Consider the following 17,842-nt stretch of genomic DNA (forward strand, 5'->3'; position numbering starts at 1 on the left):
CATGAAAGAACAACGGCAACACCATCCGCCCTCCTGGGCACAACGATTTGTAGAATGGTATTGTAAGCCAGGACTTGTAGAGGACCTTACGGGGGATCTCAACGAATGCTTCGAGCGGAATCTACAATCCATTGGGCCACGCCGTGCAAAGCTGATCTACATAATTGATGCCTTCAAGTTCTTCAGGAGTTATACGGTGAGAAGTTCAATATTTGTCAACCTTTTTATGAACCGGATCATGATCGGAAGCTACTTCAAAACATCAGGGCGCAACCTCATGCGCAACAAGCTGTTCTCATTCATCAATATTCTTGGCCTGGCCATTAGTATGTCCGTTGGTTTACTGCTGATCGCGTTTATACTCGACCTGCATTCGTACGACAGATTCCACAAAAATGGCGGGAGAATCTATCGCATTACCAATATTTTGACCTCCAACAGCGAAGAAAACGGCAAGTTTGCGTCCACATCCATAAAAACAGGAAAGCTCATCCGCGAGAAAGTGACCGGCATTGAAGATGTGGCTATTATGCGCAACAACTTTTCAGGCGATGCGAAGGTGGGCGACAATATTCTCCCTATCAAGGGCTTCTGGGCAGAGCCGTCGCTATTCAGGATCTTTACATTTCCGATGGTGGAAGGCAACCCCGAAACGGCGCTAAAAGATCCTTATTCGGTTGTGCTCACGGAGACGGCAGCAAGGAAGCTGTTCGGCCAACAGGCTGCGCTCGGCAAGGCAATCAAGATCGATACACTCGTGTACCAGGTGACCGGTGTCATGAAGGACGTTCCCTTCTTTTCGCATATCAGTTTCGAAGCACTGGTATCGTTGTCCACGGCTGAACAAACCAATAAAGACGATAAAAGTTTTGCAGCATGGACAAACATGTGGTCCAACTCCGTGTACGTCCTCCCCTCAAAAAATGCCGACATGGCTGCAATCCAGTCGCAACTCGACAGACTTGCAAGAACGGATCTCAACGAAGAAAATACCAGGATCCAACTCGAACTGCTTCCTTTATACAACATCGTGGTTGGAGAGAGCCTCCGTCAATCCGAGGGCGGTCCTGGCTTCGTGGGTCCTCACATGTCCCCTATGCTGCTTTGGATACTCAGCGGACTGGCATTTATTGTGATATTGTCTGCATGTTTCAACTATACCAATCTTTCGATAGCGCGTGCTACGCGCCGTATTAAGGAGATAGGTCTTCGCAAAGCTATCGGCGCCGGCAAGCGCCAGGTACAGCTACAGTTCCTGGCCGAGGCGGTCATGATCTCCCTGGCAGCCCTTCTTCTTTCATTCCTATTGTTTCTCGTATTGCGACCGCTACTGATCAACATGGCACCGGAGATGCAGCGCACGGTAACGCTCGATCTTACACCATCCATGATTGCAATCTTCATCGTTTTTTCGGTCGCCGTAGGAGTAATTGCAGGTTTCACACCCGCTATATTCTTTTCGAAAATCAGCCCCATCAATGCTTTCGGAAATGTTTCATCGGTAAAAATGTTCAAACACCTGACACTCAGGCGCGCTTTGGTGGTGATTCAATATACGGTTACACTGATCTTTATTACAACAACTGCCATCGGCTATGTACAGTATAAGAACATACTGGCATTCGACCTGGGATTCAGCACAGCAAACATTCTGAACATTAATATGCTGGATAATAAACCGGACGCACTACTCCAGGAACTCAGTGAGATGCCGGAAGTAACTGCACTGTCCCGGTCACTGATCACCACCGGCGTAGGGAACGCCTGGGGCGGTAATATGAAATATAAAGATTCGCGGGATTCTGTTCTGGTCATGACCAACCATGTTGACGAGAATTATTTACCGCTGCATAGCTATAAACTCCTTGCCGGCGAAAATTTTATTGCCAGACCCACCACAGCCCAGGCTGTCGGCGAGGTGATTGTTAACGAGCAGGTTTTAAAGCGATTCAACATAGGCGCCAACAACCCCCAAAAAGCTATCGGGGAGCAGATCACATTGAATGGACGCAAAATGACCATTGTTGGCGTAATGCAAGACTTTCACTATGGTAAGGTGGAGAACCTCATCGGACCGGTAGCATTCACGTTCTGGACACCCGAAGACAGGGCCATCATCAGCGCCAAAATACAAAGCACCGACATACAGGCCACCTTAGCCAGGATCGGGTCTGTATGGAAGAAGATCGATCGTGTCCATCCGTTTACCGCTGAATTCTATGACGAAGCAATAAAAGATGCATACAGCGAATTTTCCACCATGATCAAGATCATTGGCTTCCTTTCGTTTCTGGCCATTTCCATTGCATCAATGGGATTGTTCGGAATGGTGGTATTCACCACTGAAACAAGACTAAAGGAGATCGGCATCCGAAAAGTGATGGGCGCCAGCGCCGGCAACCTTATATACTTACTGAGCCGAAGTTTTCTATTTCTCCTGTCAGTATCGGCGCTCATTGCCCTACCGGCTACTTACATCTTCTTCCAAACCGTTGTACTCTCTAATTTCCCCTATCATAAACCCGTGCAAATCACCGAGCTGTTCGCTGGCTTACTGGCGGTACTGCTGATCGCATTCATTATGATCGGGTCGCAGACGTTGAAGGCGGCAAGGACCAATCCGGTGGCTGTTCTGAAGAGCGAGTAAGGGTTACATTGTCAATTTCCTATTATCTATTCTCCACAATACAGGTTGAGGAAAAGTTGTTTGTGTATTACCTTTGCGACGGTATAAACAAAAAACATGAGTCAATTTCCGCATATAAACCTGTCGTTAAAGAACAAACTGACATTCACTGCTAACCCGGTAAATGTAGTGCCATTGCCGAATGGAGAGATCCTGATGAACTTTGCGAGTCAGCCGCTGATTACAAAGCTCAATGCCAACCTTGAAATTGTTTGGGAAAAAATCATCCAGGGACAGCATACGAACTATGTTAGCAGCAAGCTTTCTGCCTCTTCTGATGGCCGCCTGATTGCTATTGCGGGCATGACCGATATACGCATTCTCGATGCAGAAGGAACCAAAGTATTACATACTGTGGAACATGACTCCTGGAGCTGGTTCCTGGGTGCTGCCTGTTATTTCGCCAAGGATAATAAAACGATCTGGTATGTATTGCCAGGTAATGAAAATGAAACAGACGAACTGCAGATAATGGATGCTGCTACTTTTGAAGTTATTGCTTCCTACCCGCTGCTGGAAAGCCAACAATACACCTATGCATTTCATACTACGCCAGACAATGGCATTATCCTGCTGGAAGCGGCTGCTGGCCAGGAGAAATCTATCCTGATGCAATTACAGCTGAAAGACGATGTCATCTCCCTGACTGAACTTACCCAATGTGATGATGTGATCATGGGCAACTTTGCGCCATCCGGGAAAGAGTTTGTTATGGCTCCTCATTATGATGGGCCGTTAGCAATCTACTCCTTCCCTGAAATTGCCAAGGTATCGGAGCTGGATCAGGAGACTATTTTCGACGGCAGTAAAGATTTTCCTGCCGCTGAACCGGATAATATCAACTACAGTGTATTCTTTGTAGATAATAATAACATCCTGGTAGTTTCCCAGTTTGGAAGATTATTATTGCTAGACAGAAAAGATTTACGTTGTAAGGCAGCCGTAATGCCGGAGGGTATTGAATTTACGGCATATAACCTGGATGGTAATCCTACTACCAACCCGGATTACATATTTGATTACAGCAGTAATATTATCAATGTAATGATTGTGCATGACAAGCTGTTGATGACGACCGGTGAAGGTCAGTTGCGCAGTTATGACCTGCCTGTATGATAAAAAATATTAAAGGTGTCTCCTGGTTTCGGAGACACCTTTTTTTGTGGGTTATAAACATTTTGAACTGCTGAGAGTAGCAGGTTTGTGCATCCGGCTCTTCATCGCATCGCGTAGTGCAATGTAACGACACCCGAACCAAGCGTTTTCGACTCCAGCAATTTCAAATTGCTCATCTGTGTATTGCTGTCGAACAAACTAATCCCTTCTCCTAATATTACGGGATGCAGGGTCAGTTTATACTCGTCTATCAGCCCGAGATGCATCAGACTTTTGGCGAGACCGGGGCTGCCGAATATCACCAGATCTTTGCCCGGTTGCTGTTTTAGCTTGTTCACTTCTTCCACAATGTTATCTTTGATCAATGTGGTATTATTCCAGTCGGCACTGGTCAATGTTGTTGAGAAAACTATTTTGGGAATTTCCTGCACCCATTTCGCATGTTCCAGTGAATGCCCGCTTGCATTCGGGTCGTTCAATACTCCAGGCCAGTACCCTTCCATTAAATGGTACGTGTTTTTGCCGTACACCGGAGCTCCCACCGTTTTGACCAGTTCCTCCGCGAATTGCTGCAGCTCACCATCATATGACAAAAAGCCAAGGCCGCCATTCTTATCACCGGCAAAACCATCGAGGGAGATGTGCGCAAATAAAACCAGCTTTCTCATTTTAATAGTATTTTCTTGTTTTGAATAATCATTTCAATATACAAAACTATCGCCTGCACAGAAGAATATTGATGGGGGTTAGTGACAATCAAGGGGGGCTATAATGCCATCAAATCGGGCACAGTACGAAACCCGAATCATTTGTTAGCGGGCTTGAAGCTGCTAAGTGAGTGGTCAGCATTGAATGTGGCTTAAAGAATCGGATATTAAGGCAGGTGGATGAAAAAAGTCTTCAAATCTATGACTTGACGACTTTTGTTTCTAAATTTACGCTCATGAATAACTTTTGGGAAAAAGTGACCATGTATCATCCGCTGTCGGCTGAAAGCCGCCAGGCATGGGGGAATATCATTACAAGTCGTACCTACAAACGTCATGAAACGTTGGTGGCGGAAGGCCAGGTGCCGCGGCTGGTGGCCTATGTGGTGAAAGGGCTATTCTCGCAGTACTATACAGCACCGAATGGAGATGTGGTTATCAAACGTTTTTTCCCCGAAACATTTTTTACAGCCTCCATGAGCGCGATGTTGACCCAAAGCCCCAGCCAGTTTACAATCCGTGCACTGGAAAATACCACCGTGTTAGAATATCATTTCGATGAATTTAAAAAGTTGACAATGCTTTGTCCTGATATGGCCGCATTGTATATCCGCTACCTGGAAATACATTGGGTTGTGGAAAAAGAACCACAGGAAATATCACTGCGTTATGACACTGCCAAAAGCCGCTATACTGCTTTCCTCGAACAATTCCCAGCATTAGAACATCGCTTGAAGCAACACGAGGTCGCTTCCTATCTTGGTATTACACCTACCCAACTAAGTCGCATACGTGCCGAGCTATAGTTTTTTTTTGAAATGTCAACATTTGTAAATGTTTTTCAGGTTGGCATGTCGGAATTTTGTCTTCATAAAAATGAAATTTATGAAGAAGATAGACTATATGGAAGACCAGCTCGCCAACAAGGCCACCATACACCATCCGGGCGAAGGAGAGCGGCTGGAAATGGGAGGTGCTTCCTTCGTTTTTAAAGTGACCAGCGAAATGTCGAACAACCATCTGGGTGTATATGAGATCACACTACCGCCACATACTATCGGCGCCAGGTTGCATTATCACCGTTTTATGGATGAAACCTTTATTGTAGGCAAAGGTGTCCTCACTGTATATGCCGGTGAAGATACACATCACCTGCAACCCGGATCAGTAGTGTATGTGCCACGTTTCACTCCACACGGTTTTGCCAATGATACGGATGAACAGGTAGTGCTCACACTCATCTTCAATCCGGCAGAGAAAAGAGAAGGCTTCTTCCGCGGGCTGGTGGATATACTCAGTGAACAACCCATTGATCCAGCCAAATATCTGAAGCTGTATAACAAGTACGACAGTTTTCCAGTGGATGTCAATAATATGTTACCGGTGAAGTGATAAAAACGGGGCATCATCCTGCCCCCACTCTTCAGTCATTAGTGATTGATATTTTAAACCAGCATTCAGGCAATGAATAAGCTTATGTAAATATTAGTAAAACATCATTAGATGATCCATCCATCGGAATAATTATGTGTAGAAGGAAAGACAAAATACCTTTTGAACTTTCCGAAATTATCCATGATAATCTGAAGCTCCAACTATCAACTATTAAAAAGATCGATAGAGAGCTAATTGATGAATAAAGAAAGTGCAGTAACTAAAAGCGTGATACATTCTTTCGAATTGTATCACGCTTTTGTGATCCTTATGGTACAGAAATCGAACTAATTGATCCCGGATATTAAGTTGTTACTGATTTTACTACAAAATGGCAGGCTATATCTTAGAAAACAAATCAGCTAGTTTCCGCCTCTATTATTTTGTCAATCTTTTTAATAATTTTATAGCTATTTTGACAAAACGTTTTAGGGAAATCCTCGTTGGGATCCTACGTCTTTTTACCTTCTTTAAAATATTCTCTCAACGCAATAAGGTTTTCAAGCGTTCTGGCATACAAAATACGTTTGCCAACGGGAATCTGAGAGTAATAGTGTCCATTAGTGAATTCAAAGTGACTGTTAAATCCAGTGAGAACGTATGACTTTTCCATCCAGACCAGGAACAATGTTGATGTTTAAGGCAATTGTCTCGCTATGAAAAACCGCCTTAAGTGCACAATTTGGGCATCTGATTTCTATAGGAGGGAATTGCATATCATTAACTTTTAGAATTAACACTTAAAAAGGAAGTTAGGCAAATTAGTCATAATAAAAAAGCGTGATACATTCCTTCGAATTGCATCACGCTTCCTGATCTTCTTGGGAGTATTTGAGGTCCTCCTATATTTATGGCCAGTCCGAGGTAGAAAAATCTGTGGCCTTGAGGACCTCATCTATTGAAGCACCTAAGCCTATTCACCGTTGCAAAAAACATCTGTTTATAAGGCACCTTACCTATTAATGTACTTCTATTCCTCCAGGCGCCACAACCGCCTTTCTTTGCCAAAAGAATAAAAAGGTAAACAAGACGATCAATATAACCGGAAAAGTGATCATATTTACCAAGGTGGCCTGGCCTGCAGCCAGCTCCAGAGCTCCACCAGTAAGACCCGCTGAGGCTTTTTCTATCCTCGCTGCATCTATCCAACTTCCAATAAATGGTTGAAAAATTGCTGTCGAGAACATCCCTATTCCACCAATAATGGACATTCCTAAAGCACCGCTTCCGGGCACCCGCTGTGCCACCGTACCTACCATCACCGGCCAGAAATAACATACACCCAAGGCGAATATAACAGTAGCCACATAAGCGAGTGGCCCTGTTACTGTACTAAACATATAGATACCAATAGTGGCCAAGATAGCTGATACCAACAGCACGCCCGTTTGGCCTAACATGCCAACTACCGGACCGGCAAAAAATCTTCCCAATGCCATCAACCCAGTGGTGAGGGCAAGGATCAACATAGGACTGGCGCCACTATTACTCATAATAACACTTACCCACTGATTGGGCCCAAACTCTGTAATGGCAGTAAACGCCATACAGATAAACAGGAATATATATAGCGGACTAAGCATAGCTAAGAAATGCTGTGAAAGGGAGATCCTGACCTCTTCTTTTCTTACCACAAAAGTTTTCCCATAAAACAAAACAGCATACATAACAGCCGGTATTATCGTCACCCACATCTGCGCCTGCCATCCGAAATGAAGATCTGTCATAAACTTGGAGATCAGTGATCCGATCACAATTCCTCCAGGGAACCACATGTGGAATCTGTTCAACATCTTATTCATATCACGACCAGCATAAGCATCTGCGATCAAAGGATTACAGGCTGCTTCCGTACATCCGTTACCGAACCCGATTAAAAGCGTGGATACCAGGAGGCTGGCATATCCGCCCGAAAATATAGTCATCAAAATTCCAATAGTATGTGTAACAAATGCTACCTGCATAATTCTTTTCGGACCAAAAGAATGATATACCAAACCGCCAATGATCATAGAAATAGGAAAACCTAAAAAGAACATAAGGTTAATAAACCCCAGTTGCTCTCCAGTAAGTTTAAATTGAATACCAAGTTGAGGTAAAATACCTGCCCGGATAGAGAAGGTAAAGGCAGTGGTAATTAAAGCAAAACAACTACCGGTAAACAGCGCACCTTTGTTAATTTTATCGTTGGTCATAGATGTGGATTTTAATTTCAAAACGGGAATATGAAAAAGCTTTATAGAAATAAGCAACTACAGTCCCTAAACATATCTAATCTTTGTTTTAAATAAAAGTACTTGGTTTGCACATTTTCGATACTATATTAGCCCATCAAGGTAAAGATGCCTTGGGAAAGGTGGTTTTGGTAACTTGGACAGCGCAGCTGAACATTTAATCTTTACTGTCTTGTTTGGGTTGTAATAATTGCTGAATGTCATTCCAGAGAAAGAACAGACGAGATTCGATTTTGTAAGCGAATCGCACTTTAATAGACTAACAAATAGACCAAAAATAAAAAACCCGCGCTATGCGCAGGTTTCAAGTTTCTCCAGTGACCCCACTGGTACAAAAGTCGAACTTTTTACTTGAAGACCTTACTCTTTTATGCAATATATTAACGGAAGAATATTAATTTGAGTAACCGCATGAATTTGCCAGTAATTAATTATTTAATCTACCAGAATATGAATCTAAGTTTATCAGATTTTAAACAGGAAAGTCCAGATATTTTAAAGTGCTATGACAGCATATGCACTACTATGGTTTATGTTTGTCAAGCCTTTTCCCATCTCGCTGCGTATAGCGACCCTCGTTTTACTTTAGTAAACTTAAACGGAGTTTTAAAATTTCAAAAAGCTGCGGCTCAATTTTTTTTAGTTGTCCAATTCCTCAAACTTTTCGAGCCTAAAACAGGGCATACAGAAGGCCATTCATCACTATATAAACTAAATAGCTTATTACAAAAGGCCCACATTGAATATAAACCACATTATAAAGAAATCAAAAAGTGCATCCAAAGTATACAAAAGGATGATTTATATAAAAAATTGAATTTATTGAGAAATAAGTGTTACGCCCATTCAGAAAGCCATCCAATTAATCCAATATTTAAATTCGATTTTTTGGATTTAGCGGAACAAAGTAAAATGAAGAATTTTATAGTTGAGGCAGAGAATGTTATTAACATTATCTGTAACTTTTATGATCATACAATGATATTCAGCAATTGGTATAATTCCTTAATGCCAGTTAATTTCATTAATAGAGTTGTATTGACTAAAGTCTATTATAAAATCCCACCAGATAAATTGGAAGCTGAGTAATTACTTCACTTATCATTGGTATAATTCAAATTTGCAACTTTGTTCTGGAATTTATTCCCCTAGGACGGTACTGAAGTTTCAAGGTTCACTTTACTAGGCCGTTTTCTGTAAAACGATGGCTCATAGCTCAGGTAACCATATTCATGTAGCTGTTTCATTACCGTATAATAGGTACCACAAGTAGAGATTTTTGCGATAGGCAATATTTGCACGCTGTATATGTAAAGCAATCCCTTAAAACCTTGAAGTGACCAGAGGTAATATAATGCCATGTAAACCGACATATGCGCCTTATTAATCCGATAATCCTTTTCAACCCTTGAAAAAAAAGACAACAGGTAGTTTTGATTTTCCATATCTCTACATTATCATGAAATCATTTTTCCTTTTCTTGCCACGCGATTAGAGGCTTTCACACCCTTTGAGGCATTAATAGGCACTATTAAGTTGACTGTACGCTGTTTAACTGTTTTGGGATTTGAAGGAATCTCCTGCGAAACACTCTGCCTAACCAATACCTTCCTTTGCTGTTTTTTTTCACGAGGAATCAATTGATTCATAGCCATTGGCCGTCCGTTTTCATCTGATACCAGTATGTTTCGCATATCATGCCCAACTTCTAGGGAAAACTTTTGAATCCTCCTTTGATGCGGAATATCCAGGAAAACCTTATTCCCATTATTTAATCCGCCCAATATCCGATCCTGTTCAACAGGTGATAACTGTTTCCAGAAAGGCTGCTGCTGACAAATATCCTTCGGTACAAGATCGGTAGCAGCAATATACTTCATGAAATAATTACCCTGACTATCCAAAGTATCCAGTTGGCCCCAACGTTGTTTAATGACTCCACCTTCTATGCAATATTCTAATACTGGCCTGCCAGCCAATAAATTGACTGCCTTGGATACCGGGGTGATTTCATCACCCAAAACAAAATTGTGCTGCCGGAATTGGGTAGAATTATTGGTATTCCGGTAGCTCCCCAGGTAGCTCTCAAACTTATGCCCTTGTTCATTATCAAATGAAAACTTCAGCATAAAATGTACCTGTTCATTTTGCTTAACTTCCGTTGGAATAGGGAGCGTGAAGTTTCGCTCTCCCTTTCTTATTTTGTCCAAAACCTGATCGGCATATGCTCCGAAACCAGCTTTGTTCATAACACCCTGAATTTTGATATGCTCCTGCTCCTCCTTTTTGATTGCGGCCTTGCGTTCTAAAATTGAACGCAAAGGCCGCAACAGCCAATAGGCTAAAAATCTGAGACTATTACGCTTTGGAAATGCCACAGCTAAAAGGTGTTTACGCTCGATAGCCAGTAATTTTAGGCTGTCTATTTCCTGTCGAACTGACGTGAATGCTAATGTTGCTGCTATTCCATTTAGCCTGGCCAATCTTAACCTAGCAAAGTCAGCCCCCTTCATCACCTTTTCATTAAATATCCGGGTATTGGCTTCCTCCATTCTATTCCAGTCCATAAGGGCCTCATGTACCCTGTTGATCAACTGTACCATATTTAATGTATTAATCAGGGTTATTTCCTTACCATTCCTGTAGATTTGCGTTTTGCAGATTTCGTAGGCTGGCTTTTATTATTGGACTTGGCCACTGAGGTTCTTCCATTTAGTTTATGCGATTCCTTTTTTTTTAAAATGTTTTCCTCGGCTACTTTATGGCTTTCCCCTTTACCTTCCTCATTTAGATCAGTCTTGGTGGCTTCGATCTGCTGATTTAGCTTAAATTTTTCAGCATTATATAACCTTGGATTTTGTTCGGATACCCTTATGGTTTTAAGTTCTGCATCAATTTCAATATGGCGTTTCAGCTCTGTTTGGCCGCTAGTTAAGGTTACCAAAACTGCATTCCCTTTCCTCAAGCCTCGGAGTATGGCTTCACGTCTTTCAGGGTCAAGCAGTTCTTTAATTGGGTATTTCTGGAGAATCGCTTCCCAATTACTGAATTTAAAACTCATCTTTGGATATACCCCCTTGTCATTCAGTTGCCGGTGATTCGCCTTTTTCCAGGTCTTGAAGGAAAGGACGATCTTTTCCCCGTGCTCATCCAGCTCTATTTCACCAGTAAGTTTATTTTTCTGTTCATAGGATATTTCCTTCTCCACCGAACCATTGAGCTTTTGATTGTAGATTTCTTTGAGTGTAAAGGTGTTTTGGGGAAACTTGCCATCTACATTTACCATTTCCACCATAGAAGCAATTGGGTCCAGAGGACGGGTGATAATACGCGTATCGTACTTATTGAAATGATAATATTCCTTTTTCCCCATTGAAATATGCAAATTTGATTCTGTCACATCAGGGGGAAGGTCGTTATCAAATTTAAATTCCCGGAATACCTTTACGGAGAATTCAGGAATTCCTGACTTGATTTTTTCTAAAATCTCCGCTTCGTTAGTTTCACCAAAGCCAGTCATTTTGGTTTGGTTCGCCAACCAGCTTGCATTTTTTTCCTGTACAGTTTTTTCTTTTACAGTTTTTTCATTTTCCATGATCATTAGTTTTTGGGTTCACATGCGCTGCACAAACCAGAAGTACACCGGTTACCATCGCAATTAATTTAACTATTTCGATTTTGTTAGATTTGATTAGCGTGAATCAGGTGCCTGTTTCTTAGGCGGATCAGCAGGTTTCTTCCTCCGTTTTCTTCCATCATTTCAATGATGAAGACCTTTTGGTCCGGGATGGTAAATTTTGGAATGGCGACGACAACATTTTGCGCAGATCTTGATCCGACGGCTGTCGCATTCCCGGCTAGGTAAAGTGGAGTAATCCGCAATTGTTGCGAAGCGGTTCTTTTGGCCTTATTTAAATCCTGAACGTAAAAACGCAGTTGATCAACTGTATAATTGATATTACTGCCGTTCTTTAATTCCAGCTGACAGTATATCACATCATCCTTAATATAGATACCAAGACAGGAAAGCGAGATTTCATTGCTAGTATTTTTAAGGTGCCGGATCAGCTTCCTTTTATGTGTCAGCTGTGTGGCTAGGTCATTGACCTTTGCTTCATTATTTTCCCCATCTGCAAATAATGCCCATGGCGATTGTGCAACCACTTTTCCTAGACTGAAATTCAGCTGTGCAGGATTTTCAAAATAGTGCAGGATAAATGAATATAGGGTACCGTCAGCACAAACCACGGTAAGATTGGTTTCTTTAAGAGAATCACTAGCAGCCTTCACTTGCAGGATATTCTCAACTCCCTGTGCCTTCTGCACCAATACTTCTGCACTTCCGCGATCAACACTTTTGATGACGTAAGGAAAAATCAAATTCGTTGTTTTATGCCTGGTGATTTCCAGATTCAGTGGAATAACCTTTGCCTTGACTTCTGTAAACAAATTTTGGGCTTTAGCCGTATAGGCCAAAAATAACATGATCACCCACATCATCACTCTTCCACACTTTCTCATGTTCTTCTTTTTAAAATTTACATTGAATGTTTAATTGTTGCTTTCCTGGTTCTCATCTTTCAGCAGCAGCTTATAACCAGTTTTGAGGTTGACTTTAACCTGTTTTACTTTTTTCCTAATCAGGGACTTTGAAAGTTCAATGCCTGCTGATGCTGCCTGAGCTGCGAGGCCGGGATCCATACTACCCATTCCCAGACCCTGAATCATGTCAGAGCCGGATTCTTTCGCTAAATCCCGTGAAATGGTACCGGGTATGTGAATGCCGTACATACCATCCAGATCATAGACTGAAAGGTTAACCGGGTAAATTGAATTGTGATACCTGATGCTTTTGATTTCGATATTCATGCGCTCCCCGGATATACTGGCTTCACCGAAAAGGAAGATGTCTTTGGGGATCAATTCACCCTGAATGTAGATGTCGTTGACCAGACGTAGTTTCACGATTGATCCGGATACAATAGTCTGGTTGTCATGCACCACCGCTGCGATGGTATTATATTCGTCAGCTTCTTCCGAAAGGCTCAGTCCATAAAATCCAGGTGCGGTAAGCTTCCGGCCTTTTACCGGTCCTTCGAATAAAGAGACCACATTATCATTTTGCTTTGTGGTCACCGCATAAACCTGCCCCCGCTTGCGGTCTTTCTCATTTTTAATTTTCTCCTGTGCCCGTTCAGGATGCTGAATATCCATGATTCGCTCCAGCATGGTATTGATCTGCTGCATCTCCGGGTCATCTTTTGCATTGCCGTCCTGCATCATATTCATCATATTTTCCAAGCGGTCCAAATCACTGCTACTAACCCCTGAAGAGCGGTTTAGATCGCCGCCAATTGAGGACTGGTCTGGACTTACTGGTTGATTTAACACCGCATTAAGTTCTCCTAGTTTACTATATATCCTCGCTTCATTTGGGTCACTTAAGGGCTGCGTCCCATATACTGATCTATTGATCCCTGCCACGGAGGTAGGGCTATAACCAAATTCATTGTCCGTACCTGTGGCTATCTGATTGAAATAAGGATCAAGCCGATGTTCCTCATTCCTTTTTGCACTGTCTGCATTTGCCTCCGCGTAAAAACTCATCTTATCACCAGGATTTTTCTTTTGAAAATTTGGATCAGGAAGTGTCGTGTTTATACGTGGCTTTTCAGCCGGTTGCTTGGTGCTTGCAACATTTTCCGAACCTGCGAACGTCCAGAAAAAAAGGGTAAGAAATGGCAATACGAGCAATGGGAGGAAAACTAAAAATTTTCGCTGCTTATCAGTTGTGATTGGGTCACTTGTTTTCATGATTTAATTGTTAGGGTTTACAATTTGGTCGTTGGGATTGACCATCTTTTTTTGGGCCTTATATAGGTATTCAAACAGGTTCAAACTGTCTTTCAATCCAGGTCTGGATAATAGGATCCGGTTATATTCGGGCCGGGTTCTTTTATTTCCTGCAAGACTGTCCAGGTAATTTTTGAATTGCATGATCCGCTGGTACTCCTCATTAGTAATACCTTGATACACCGAATCTGTGCCTGTAACGCCTGGTGAGATTTTGAGGGGGGCCAGAATGGTGGAAATATCAAACTTCTGACGGTGAGGGATATAAAATATCCGGGTCATTAACCATACATTATATGCGCTCAATACTATCATCAGGATAATAAGTAGCACTACTTTTTTCTTCCGGGAATAATGTCTGGTTTTCTTTTGAAGTACATCAGAGAGCCTGTGCATACTTCGTTCTGTCCCGGATTGAACTTTCTGCCCGATCCGATTTTGAATCACCGAAAAATTGCCTTTAGGAGTTTCTGGAGGTTTTCTAAATATGAATTTCATTACAAATGATTAGGGTCTAACAAAATGATCAGGGTTACCGCGGGTTAACGGATAGGTCTTTATTTTCAACAATGTTCCACCGCTCGATCAAAAATCCATGTGAATTATTTTCACTCCTGCTGACTTCACGTAGCTGACCGGCAGTAATCAGGCTTCTGGTTAGTATGCTTGTAGGACGGGTAAGGGTTTGCACCGCATAGCATAGGAAAGCAATCGGACTGGCATTCATATCCAATGCAACACTATCAATTCGAATGGTTTGGCTGATATTTGAGCTGATGATGTTATTGTAATAACTGGCTTCTCTCAGATCATCATACTGCTTTTTTGCAGATTCGTCGCAGAGATACAATGCCCTGGAGATATTGGCTTCGATTGATTTATCATCCGGAGATAAGGTAAAAAACCAGCGATGGAACATGGTAATGTGATCCCTTGCCTCAACCGGAATATTTTCTTTTCGTTCACTGGAATACGCTTCCAGGGCTTTGCCGTTGACCAGCACATATACTTTCTCATGTTTGGACTTTACCAGCTCGAAGCTCCGGTAAATGACAAATAAACTGAGGATAATTGCACCTGCAATCACGACGAGGCTAATTACACGGATATAGCGGAATGCGCTATCTACATTTTGCATTTGTTTAAACATCTCTCTCACTTTTCTCTTTCACAATTCAATTCATTCTATTTATGAATCTGGTATTGGACAATAATGTTCACTATCCTTTTTTGGAACCCATTTCATTTCCTTTCAGCTTATCGGCCATGTATGCCCTGCCAATGGCTCTTCCTAAAGCTCCGGCTACACCATCACCGGATGATTTTCCGCTTCTACCTTCCTCATAGTTTTGTTTCATATTGGCCAGTGTATCCGCTGCACCACCAATCTTCCCACCTGTATTCATGGCCATTCCTGGGGCACTGCTGGTTAAACTGGTCAGTTTCTGGACCATTGCACCGCCACCGCCTGCATTTACCACAAATCCTGCAACCGAAGGAACTGTGAAATAGCCTACAATGCCAATGAGTAGAAATACCAGATACCCGGTATCCGTAGGACTGAAAAAAGTATCACCTGTACGTGCTATCTGACCAATATCCATACGGATTAAGTTCTCCTGGACTTTCCCGATAATTGCAGAGAACAGGTTTGCTACCGGCAGCCACAGGAATACATTGATGTACTTCGCAATCCATGCACCAAGCGTATGTTGCAAGCCATCAAACACGGACAAACCAAACACTAATGGACCTAATATCGTCAGGACGATCATCTGAAAAGTGCGGATGGTGTTGATGCACAATGCCGCGGCCTCGAAAAGAATGCGCAGCACTTCAGACATATATTCTTTAATAGAATTTTGAAGTTTAAAGGTTGCTTTAGCAATGGTGAAACGCAGATCGTTGCCGATACCACTTAAAAAATCTTCACCTGAAGGATCCTCATTATTATGTGTATAGCGATACCACTGATCCCGGTTTCCTTCATTGTCCTGGCCGACATACATTTGATAAAGTGGAGATTTTTTAAGTACGTCTTCTTTTTGTTTCAGCAGCATTTTTACTGTTTGGTTGGAGTTTTCCACGAGCTTACCTGTACCATCTGAAATGGGTTGAAGGATTCCATTTAGAGTACCCATCACCAATATAGGAAACCCAGCTATGCAGAAACCCAAAATAAAAGGACGGAATAAGGGATAAAAATCTATGGCCTCCGCATTCATGATTTGCTTCCATACCCTGGCAGCAATATAGAAGAGGGCTGCGAACCCTGCGATGCCCTGTGCGATGTCAATCATTCCACTGCACAACGGCATCATTTCCTCATACAGATTGGTCAGTACATCCTGCATAGAATGGATGTTATCTGCAACACCCTGACCATAACTGAATATAGGTGTAAGGGTGAGGATCCACAATGATTTCAATACTTTTATAGTTTTCATAAGCTCTATTTTTCTATGCTGTATAGGGTACCTGTACTCCTGACTTGATTTATCTCTTTGCTGCGCTCCAGCGCCAACAATGAACAACTGCCATTAAAAGACCGGATAAAACTGAGTTTATCCTCCATATCCGCATAGAGCTTGTCTATTGCCGCCAAACGTTCATCATCACTCATTCGCAGAGAATTGGCAGTCATCACGTTCAATAGTTCATCCAGATTTTTAAGAGAGCTGGCACCTAAATTTTCATATACGCCCAGCATGTAACTGATTTCACCGGAATTGAAAAGTTCAGGCACATTTAATCTTCTGCCGGCCGATTTACAGGCTTTAACTAGTTGAATCTGATATTCTATGATTCCCGCAACTTTATAATATTTCTTAATGGCAGGACTAACCTGTAACAGGCCGTCCAGAAAAGTCTGGTGTAAACTGAAATTTCCCTGAGTAAGAGATTTCACTGTACCATATCCTTTACTGACTATGGTAAAGCCTTTTTTCAAGGTTGTCAAGATACTTTTTAGCTGAGCAAGCTTTTCAATATTTAGGGCCAGCTGCGCGGCTTCATTCACCTGGGCCTTAGCCCCGATGGGGATTTGAGCTATCATAACCCAAACCAATACGGTTACTACTATTTGTTTCATTTCTGCACATTTTCAATTTCACTAATCCAATCCTTCTAAATTTTAAGATCTGCTATTGATCTAAAGCCAATCCATAAAGCAATTTCAGCTGATCTTGATCTGAATTCTCCTTCTCTTTAAAGCGAGCATATAAGGAGATGTCATTTAAAAAATGTTTTGTAAATGCATAATGCTCTTTGGCTTGTTCATAAAGAGCATCCACCCGCTTGATCCGCTCTGCGTCACTCATTTCCATTTGATTGTCAGCAACTACCGCCATCAGTTCATCAAGTGCATTTGCTAAAATCTCCAGGGTATTGTTTACGACCTGCTGGATATACCTGTTTTCCATCATGTTAAATAACCCTTCATGACCTGATTTGCCAATCTGTTTCAACTGCTTTACACACTGCACATTAAGGGCAATCATTTCGGCAACTTTTCCATATTTTTTAATTCCAGGATTCACAAATTTCAATGCACTAAAAAAGTCCCTGTGCAGGTCAAAATCACCGGTCTTAATTTTGTTGATCAGGTTAAGTCCTTTACTTGCAATGCTGTAGCCTTTCTTCAAGTATGTCTTGTAAATTTGCAGCGCCGCGATCTGCTGCCCTAATAGTTTTCGGTTTTCTTTTTTTTGTGAAAAAAGACTGCCAAGGATCTGTGCATTTCCCGAAAAGGAAAGCAGCATCCCCAGTAGGATGATAATGGCTGTTTTCATGTTTAACAATTTGAATTAAAT

16 protein-coding genes are annotated in these 17,842 nt (G+C 42.0%); 5 read left to right on the top strand and 11 right to left on the bottom strand.

All coding sequences use genetic code 11. The features are described from left to right. Position 1 precedes the first annotated feature (1 nt). Both ABQ275_RS13880 and ABQ275_RS13885 read left to right on the top strand, forming a co-directional pair. Positions 2-2,647 (top strand): ABC transporter permease, encoded by a 2,646-nt coding sequence (locus ABQ275_RS13880; RefSeq protein WP_349313739.1) that lies wholly within the window; start codon positions 2-4, stop codon positions 2,645-2,647. A gap of 96 nt (positions 2,648-2,743) precedes the next feature. Then, positions 2,744-3,802 (top strand): hypothetical protein, encoded by a 1,059-nt coding sequence (locus ABQ275_RS13885; protein WP_349313740.1) that lies wholly within the window; start codon positions 2,744-2,746, stop codon positions 3,800-3,802. A gap of 101 nt (positions 3,803-3,903) precedes the next feature. Here ABQ275_RS13885 and ABQ275_RS13890 read toward each other — a convergent pair whose 3' ends face one another. Further along, the gene (locus tag ABQ275_RS13890) at positions 3,904-4,470 is read right to left on the bottom strand and encodes a dihydrofolate reductase family protein (protein WP_349313741.1); all 567 of its coding nucleotides are present in this window, start codon (positions 4,468-4,470) and stop codon (positions 3,904-3,906) included. Positions 4,471-4,745: 275 nt separating this feature from the next. On the opposite strand from ABQ275_RS13890, the gene ABQ275_RS13895 reads away from it, so the two are divergent. Further along, positions 4,746-5,315: a Crp/Fnr family transcriptional regulator gene (locus tag ABQ275_RS13895; protein ID WP_349313742.1), complete on the top strand. Its 570-nt coding sequence runs from the start codon at positions 4,746-4,748 to the stop codon at positions 5,313-5,315. Between the two features lie 79 nt (positions 5,316-5,394). Then, on the top strand, positions 5,395-5,901 hold the full coding sequence (locus ABQ275_RS13900) for a cupin domain-containing protein (RefSeq protein WP_349313743.1): 507 nt from the start codon (positions 5,395-5,397) through the stop codon (positions 5,899-5,901). Between the two features lie 1,001 nt (positions 5,902-6,902). Here the strand turns inward: ABQ275_RS13900 and ABQ275_RS13905 are convergent. After that, positions 6,903-8,138, bottom strand: coding sequence for an MFS transporter (locus ABQ275_RS13905; RefSeq protein ID WP_349313744.1), 1,236 nt, complete (start codon positions 8,136-8,138; stop codon positions 6,903-6,905). A gap of 489 nt (positions 8,139-8,627) precedes the next feature. Between ABQ275_RS13905 and ABQ275_RS13910 the strand changes: the two genes are divergently transcribed. Then, a complete protein-coding gene (locus ABQ275_RS13910; protein ID WP_349313745.1) occupies positions 8,628-9,266 on the top strand; it encodes a hypothetical protein in 639 nt (212 codons plus the stop codon). Between the two features lie 368 nt (positions 9,267-9,634). Here ABQ275_RS13910 and ABQ275_RS13915 read toward each other — a convergent pair whose 3' ends face one another. The 9 genes from ABQ275_RS13915 to ABQ275_RS13955 form a co-directional block, all read right to left on the bottom strand. Continuing rightward, a complete protein-coding gene (locus ABQ275_RS13915) occupies positions 9,635-10,780 on the bottom strand; it encodes a hypothetical protein (RefSeq protein WP_349313746.1) in 1,146 nt (381 codons plus the stop codon). Positions 10,781-10,800: 20 nt separating this feature from the next. Further along, complete coding sequence (locus ABQ275_RS13920) at positions 10,801-11,772, bottom strand: hypothetical protein (protein ID WP_349313747.1); 972 nt, start codon at positions 11,770-11,772, stop codon at positions 10,801-10,803. A gap of 86 nt (positions 11,773-11,858) precedes the next feature. Further along, entirely contained in the window at positions 11,859-12,698 is an 840-nt protein-coding gene (gene traN / locus ABQ275_RS13925; protein ID WP_349313748.1) for a conjugative transposon protein TraN, read from the bottom strand. A gap of 30 nt (positions 12,699-12,728) precedes the next feature. Continuing rightward, positions 12,729-13,991: a conjugative transposon protein TraM gene (gene traM, locus ABQ275_RS13930; RefSeq protein WP_349313749.1), complete on the bottom strand. Its 1,263-nt coding sequence runs from the start codon at positions 13,989-13,991 to the stop codon at positions 12,729-12,731. Positions 13,992-13,994: 3 nt separating this feature from the next. Then, a complete protein-coding gene (locus ABQ275_RS13935) occupies positions 13,995-14,528 on the bottom strand; it encodes a hypothetical protein (protein WP_349313750.1) in 534 nt (177 codons plus the stop codon). A 34-nt stretch (positions 14,529-14,562) separates the two neighbouring features. Beyond that, on the bottom strand, positions 14,563-15,180 hold the full coding sequence (traK, locus tag ABQ275_RS13940) for a conjugative transposon protein TraK (protein ID WP_349313751.1): 618 nt from the start codon (positions 15,178-15,180) through the stop codon (positions 14,563-14,565). A gap of 70 nt (positions 15,181-15,250) precedes the next feature. Further along, the gene (gene traJ, locus ABQ275_RS13945; RefSeq protein WP_349313752.1) at positions 15,251-16,477 is read right to left on the bottom strand and encodes a conjugative transposon protein TraJ; all 1,227 of its coding nucleotides are present in this window, start codon (positions 16,475-16,477) and stop codon (positions 15,251-15,253) included. Positions 16,478-16,482: 5 nt separating this feature from the next. Beyond that, positions 16,483-17,121, bottom strand: a complete 639-nt coding sequence (locus tag ABQ275_RS13950; RefSeq protein WP_349313753.1) for a TerB family tellurite resistance protein — start codon at positions 17,119-17,121, stop codon at positions 16,483-16,485. A gap of 52 nt (positions 17,122-17,173) precedes the next feature. After that, positions 17,174-17,821 (bottom strand): hypothetical protein, encoded by a 648-nt coding sequence (locus ABQ275_RS13955; RefSeq protein WP_349313754.1) that lies wholly within the window; start codon positions 17,819-17,821, stop codon positions 17,174-17,176. Positions 17,822-17,842 lie beyond the last annotated feature (21 nt).

Origin of the sequence: Chitinophaga sp. MM2321, from assembly GCF_964033635.1 — a bacterium.
In the GTDB taxonomy this organism is placed as follows: Bacteria; Bacteroidota; Bacteroidia; order Chitinophagales; family Chitinophagaceae; genus Chitinophaga.

Bases quoted from the DNA above. Each gene is read 5' to 3' on its own strand.
- ABQ275_RS13920 (WP_349313747.1), bottom strand. From the start codon at position 11,772: ATGGAAAATGAAAAAACTGTAAAAGAAAAAACTGTACAGGAAAAAAAT.
- traM (WP_349313749.1), bottom strand. From the start codon at position 13,991: ATGAAAACAAGTGACCCAATCACAACTGATAAGCAGCGAAAATTTTTA.
- traN (WP_349313748.1), bottom strand. From the start codon at position 12,698: ATGAGAAAGTGTGGAAGAGTGATGATGTGGGTGATCATGTTATTTTTG.
- ABQ275_RS13955 (WP_349313754.1), bottom strand. From the start codon at position 17,821: ATGAAAACAGCCATTATCATCCTACTGGGGATGCTGCTTTCCTTTTCG.
- ABQ275_RS13935 (WP_349313750.1), bottom strand. From the start codon at position 14,528: ATGAAATTCATATTTAGAAAACCTCCAGAAACTCCTAAAGGCAATTTT.
- ABQ275_RS13905 (WP_349313744.1), bottom strand. From the start codon at position 8,138: ATGACCAACGATAAAATTAACAAAGGTGCGCTGTTTACCGGTAGTTGT.
- ABQ275_RS13915 (WP_349313746.1), bottom strand. From the start codon at position 10,780: ATGGTACAGTTGATCAACAGGGTACATGAGGCCCTTATGGACTGGAAT.
- ABQ275_RS13880 (WP_349313739.1), top strand. From the start codon at position 2: ATGAAAGAACAACGGCAACACCATCCGCCCTCCTGGGCACAACGATTT.
- ABQ275_RS13895 (WP_349313742.1), top strand. From the start codon at position 4,746: ATGAATAACTTTTGGGAAAAAGTGACCATGTATCATCCGCTGTCGGCT.
- ABQ275_RS13890 (WP_349313741.1), bottom strand. From the start codon at position 4,470: ATGAGAAAGCTGGTTTTATTTGCGCACATCTCCCTCGATGGTTTTGCC.
- traK (WP_349313751.1), bottom strand. From the start codon at position 15,180: ATGTTTAAACAAATGCAAAATGTAGATAGCGCATTCCGCTATATCCGT.
- ABQ275_RS13950 (WP_349313753.1), bottom strand. From the start codon at position 17,121: ATGAAACAAATAGTAGTAACCGTATTGGTTTGGGTTATGATAGCTCAA.
- ABQ275_RS13910 (WP_349313745.1), top strand. From the start codon at position 8,628: ATGAATCTAAGTTTATCAGATTTTAAACAGGAAAGTCCAGATATTTTA.
- ABQ275_RS13885 (WP_349313740.1), top strand. From the start codon at position 2,744: ATGAGTCAATTTCCGCATATAAACCTGTCGTTAAAGAACAAACTGACA.
- ABQ275_RS13900 (WP_349313743.1), top strand. From the start codon at position 5,395: ATGAAGAAGATAGACTATATGGAAGACCAGCTCGCCAACAAGGCCACC.
- traJ (WP_349313752.1), bottom strand. From the start codon at position 16,477: ATGAAAACTATAAAAGTATTGAAATCATTGTGGATCCTCACCCTTACA.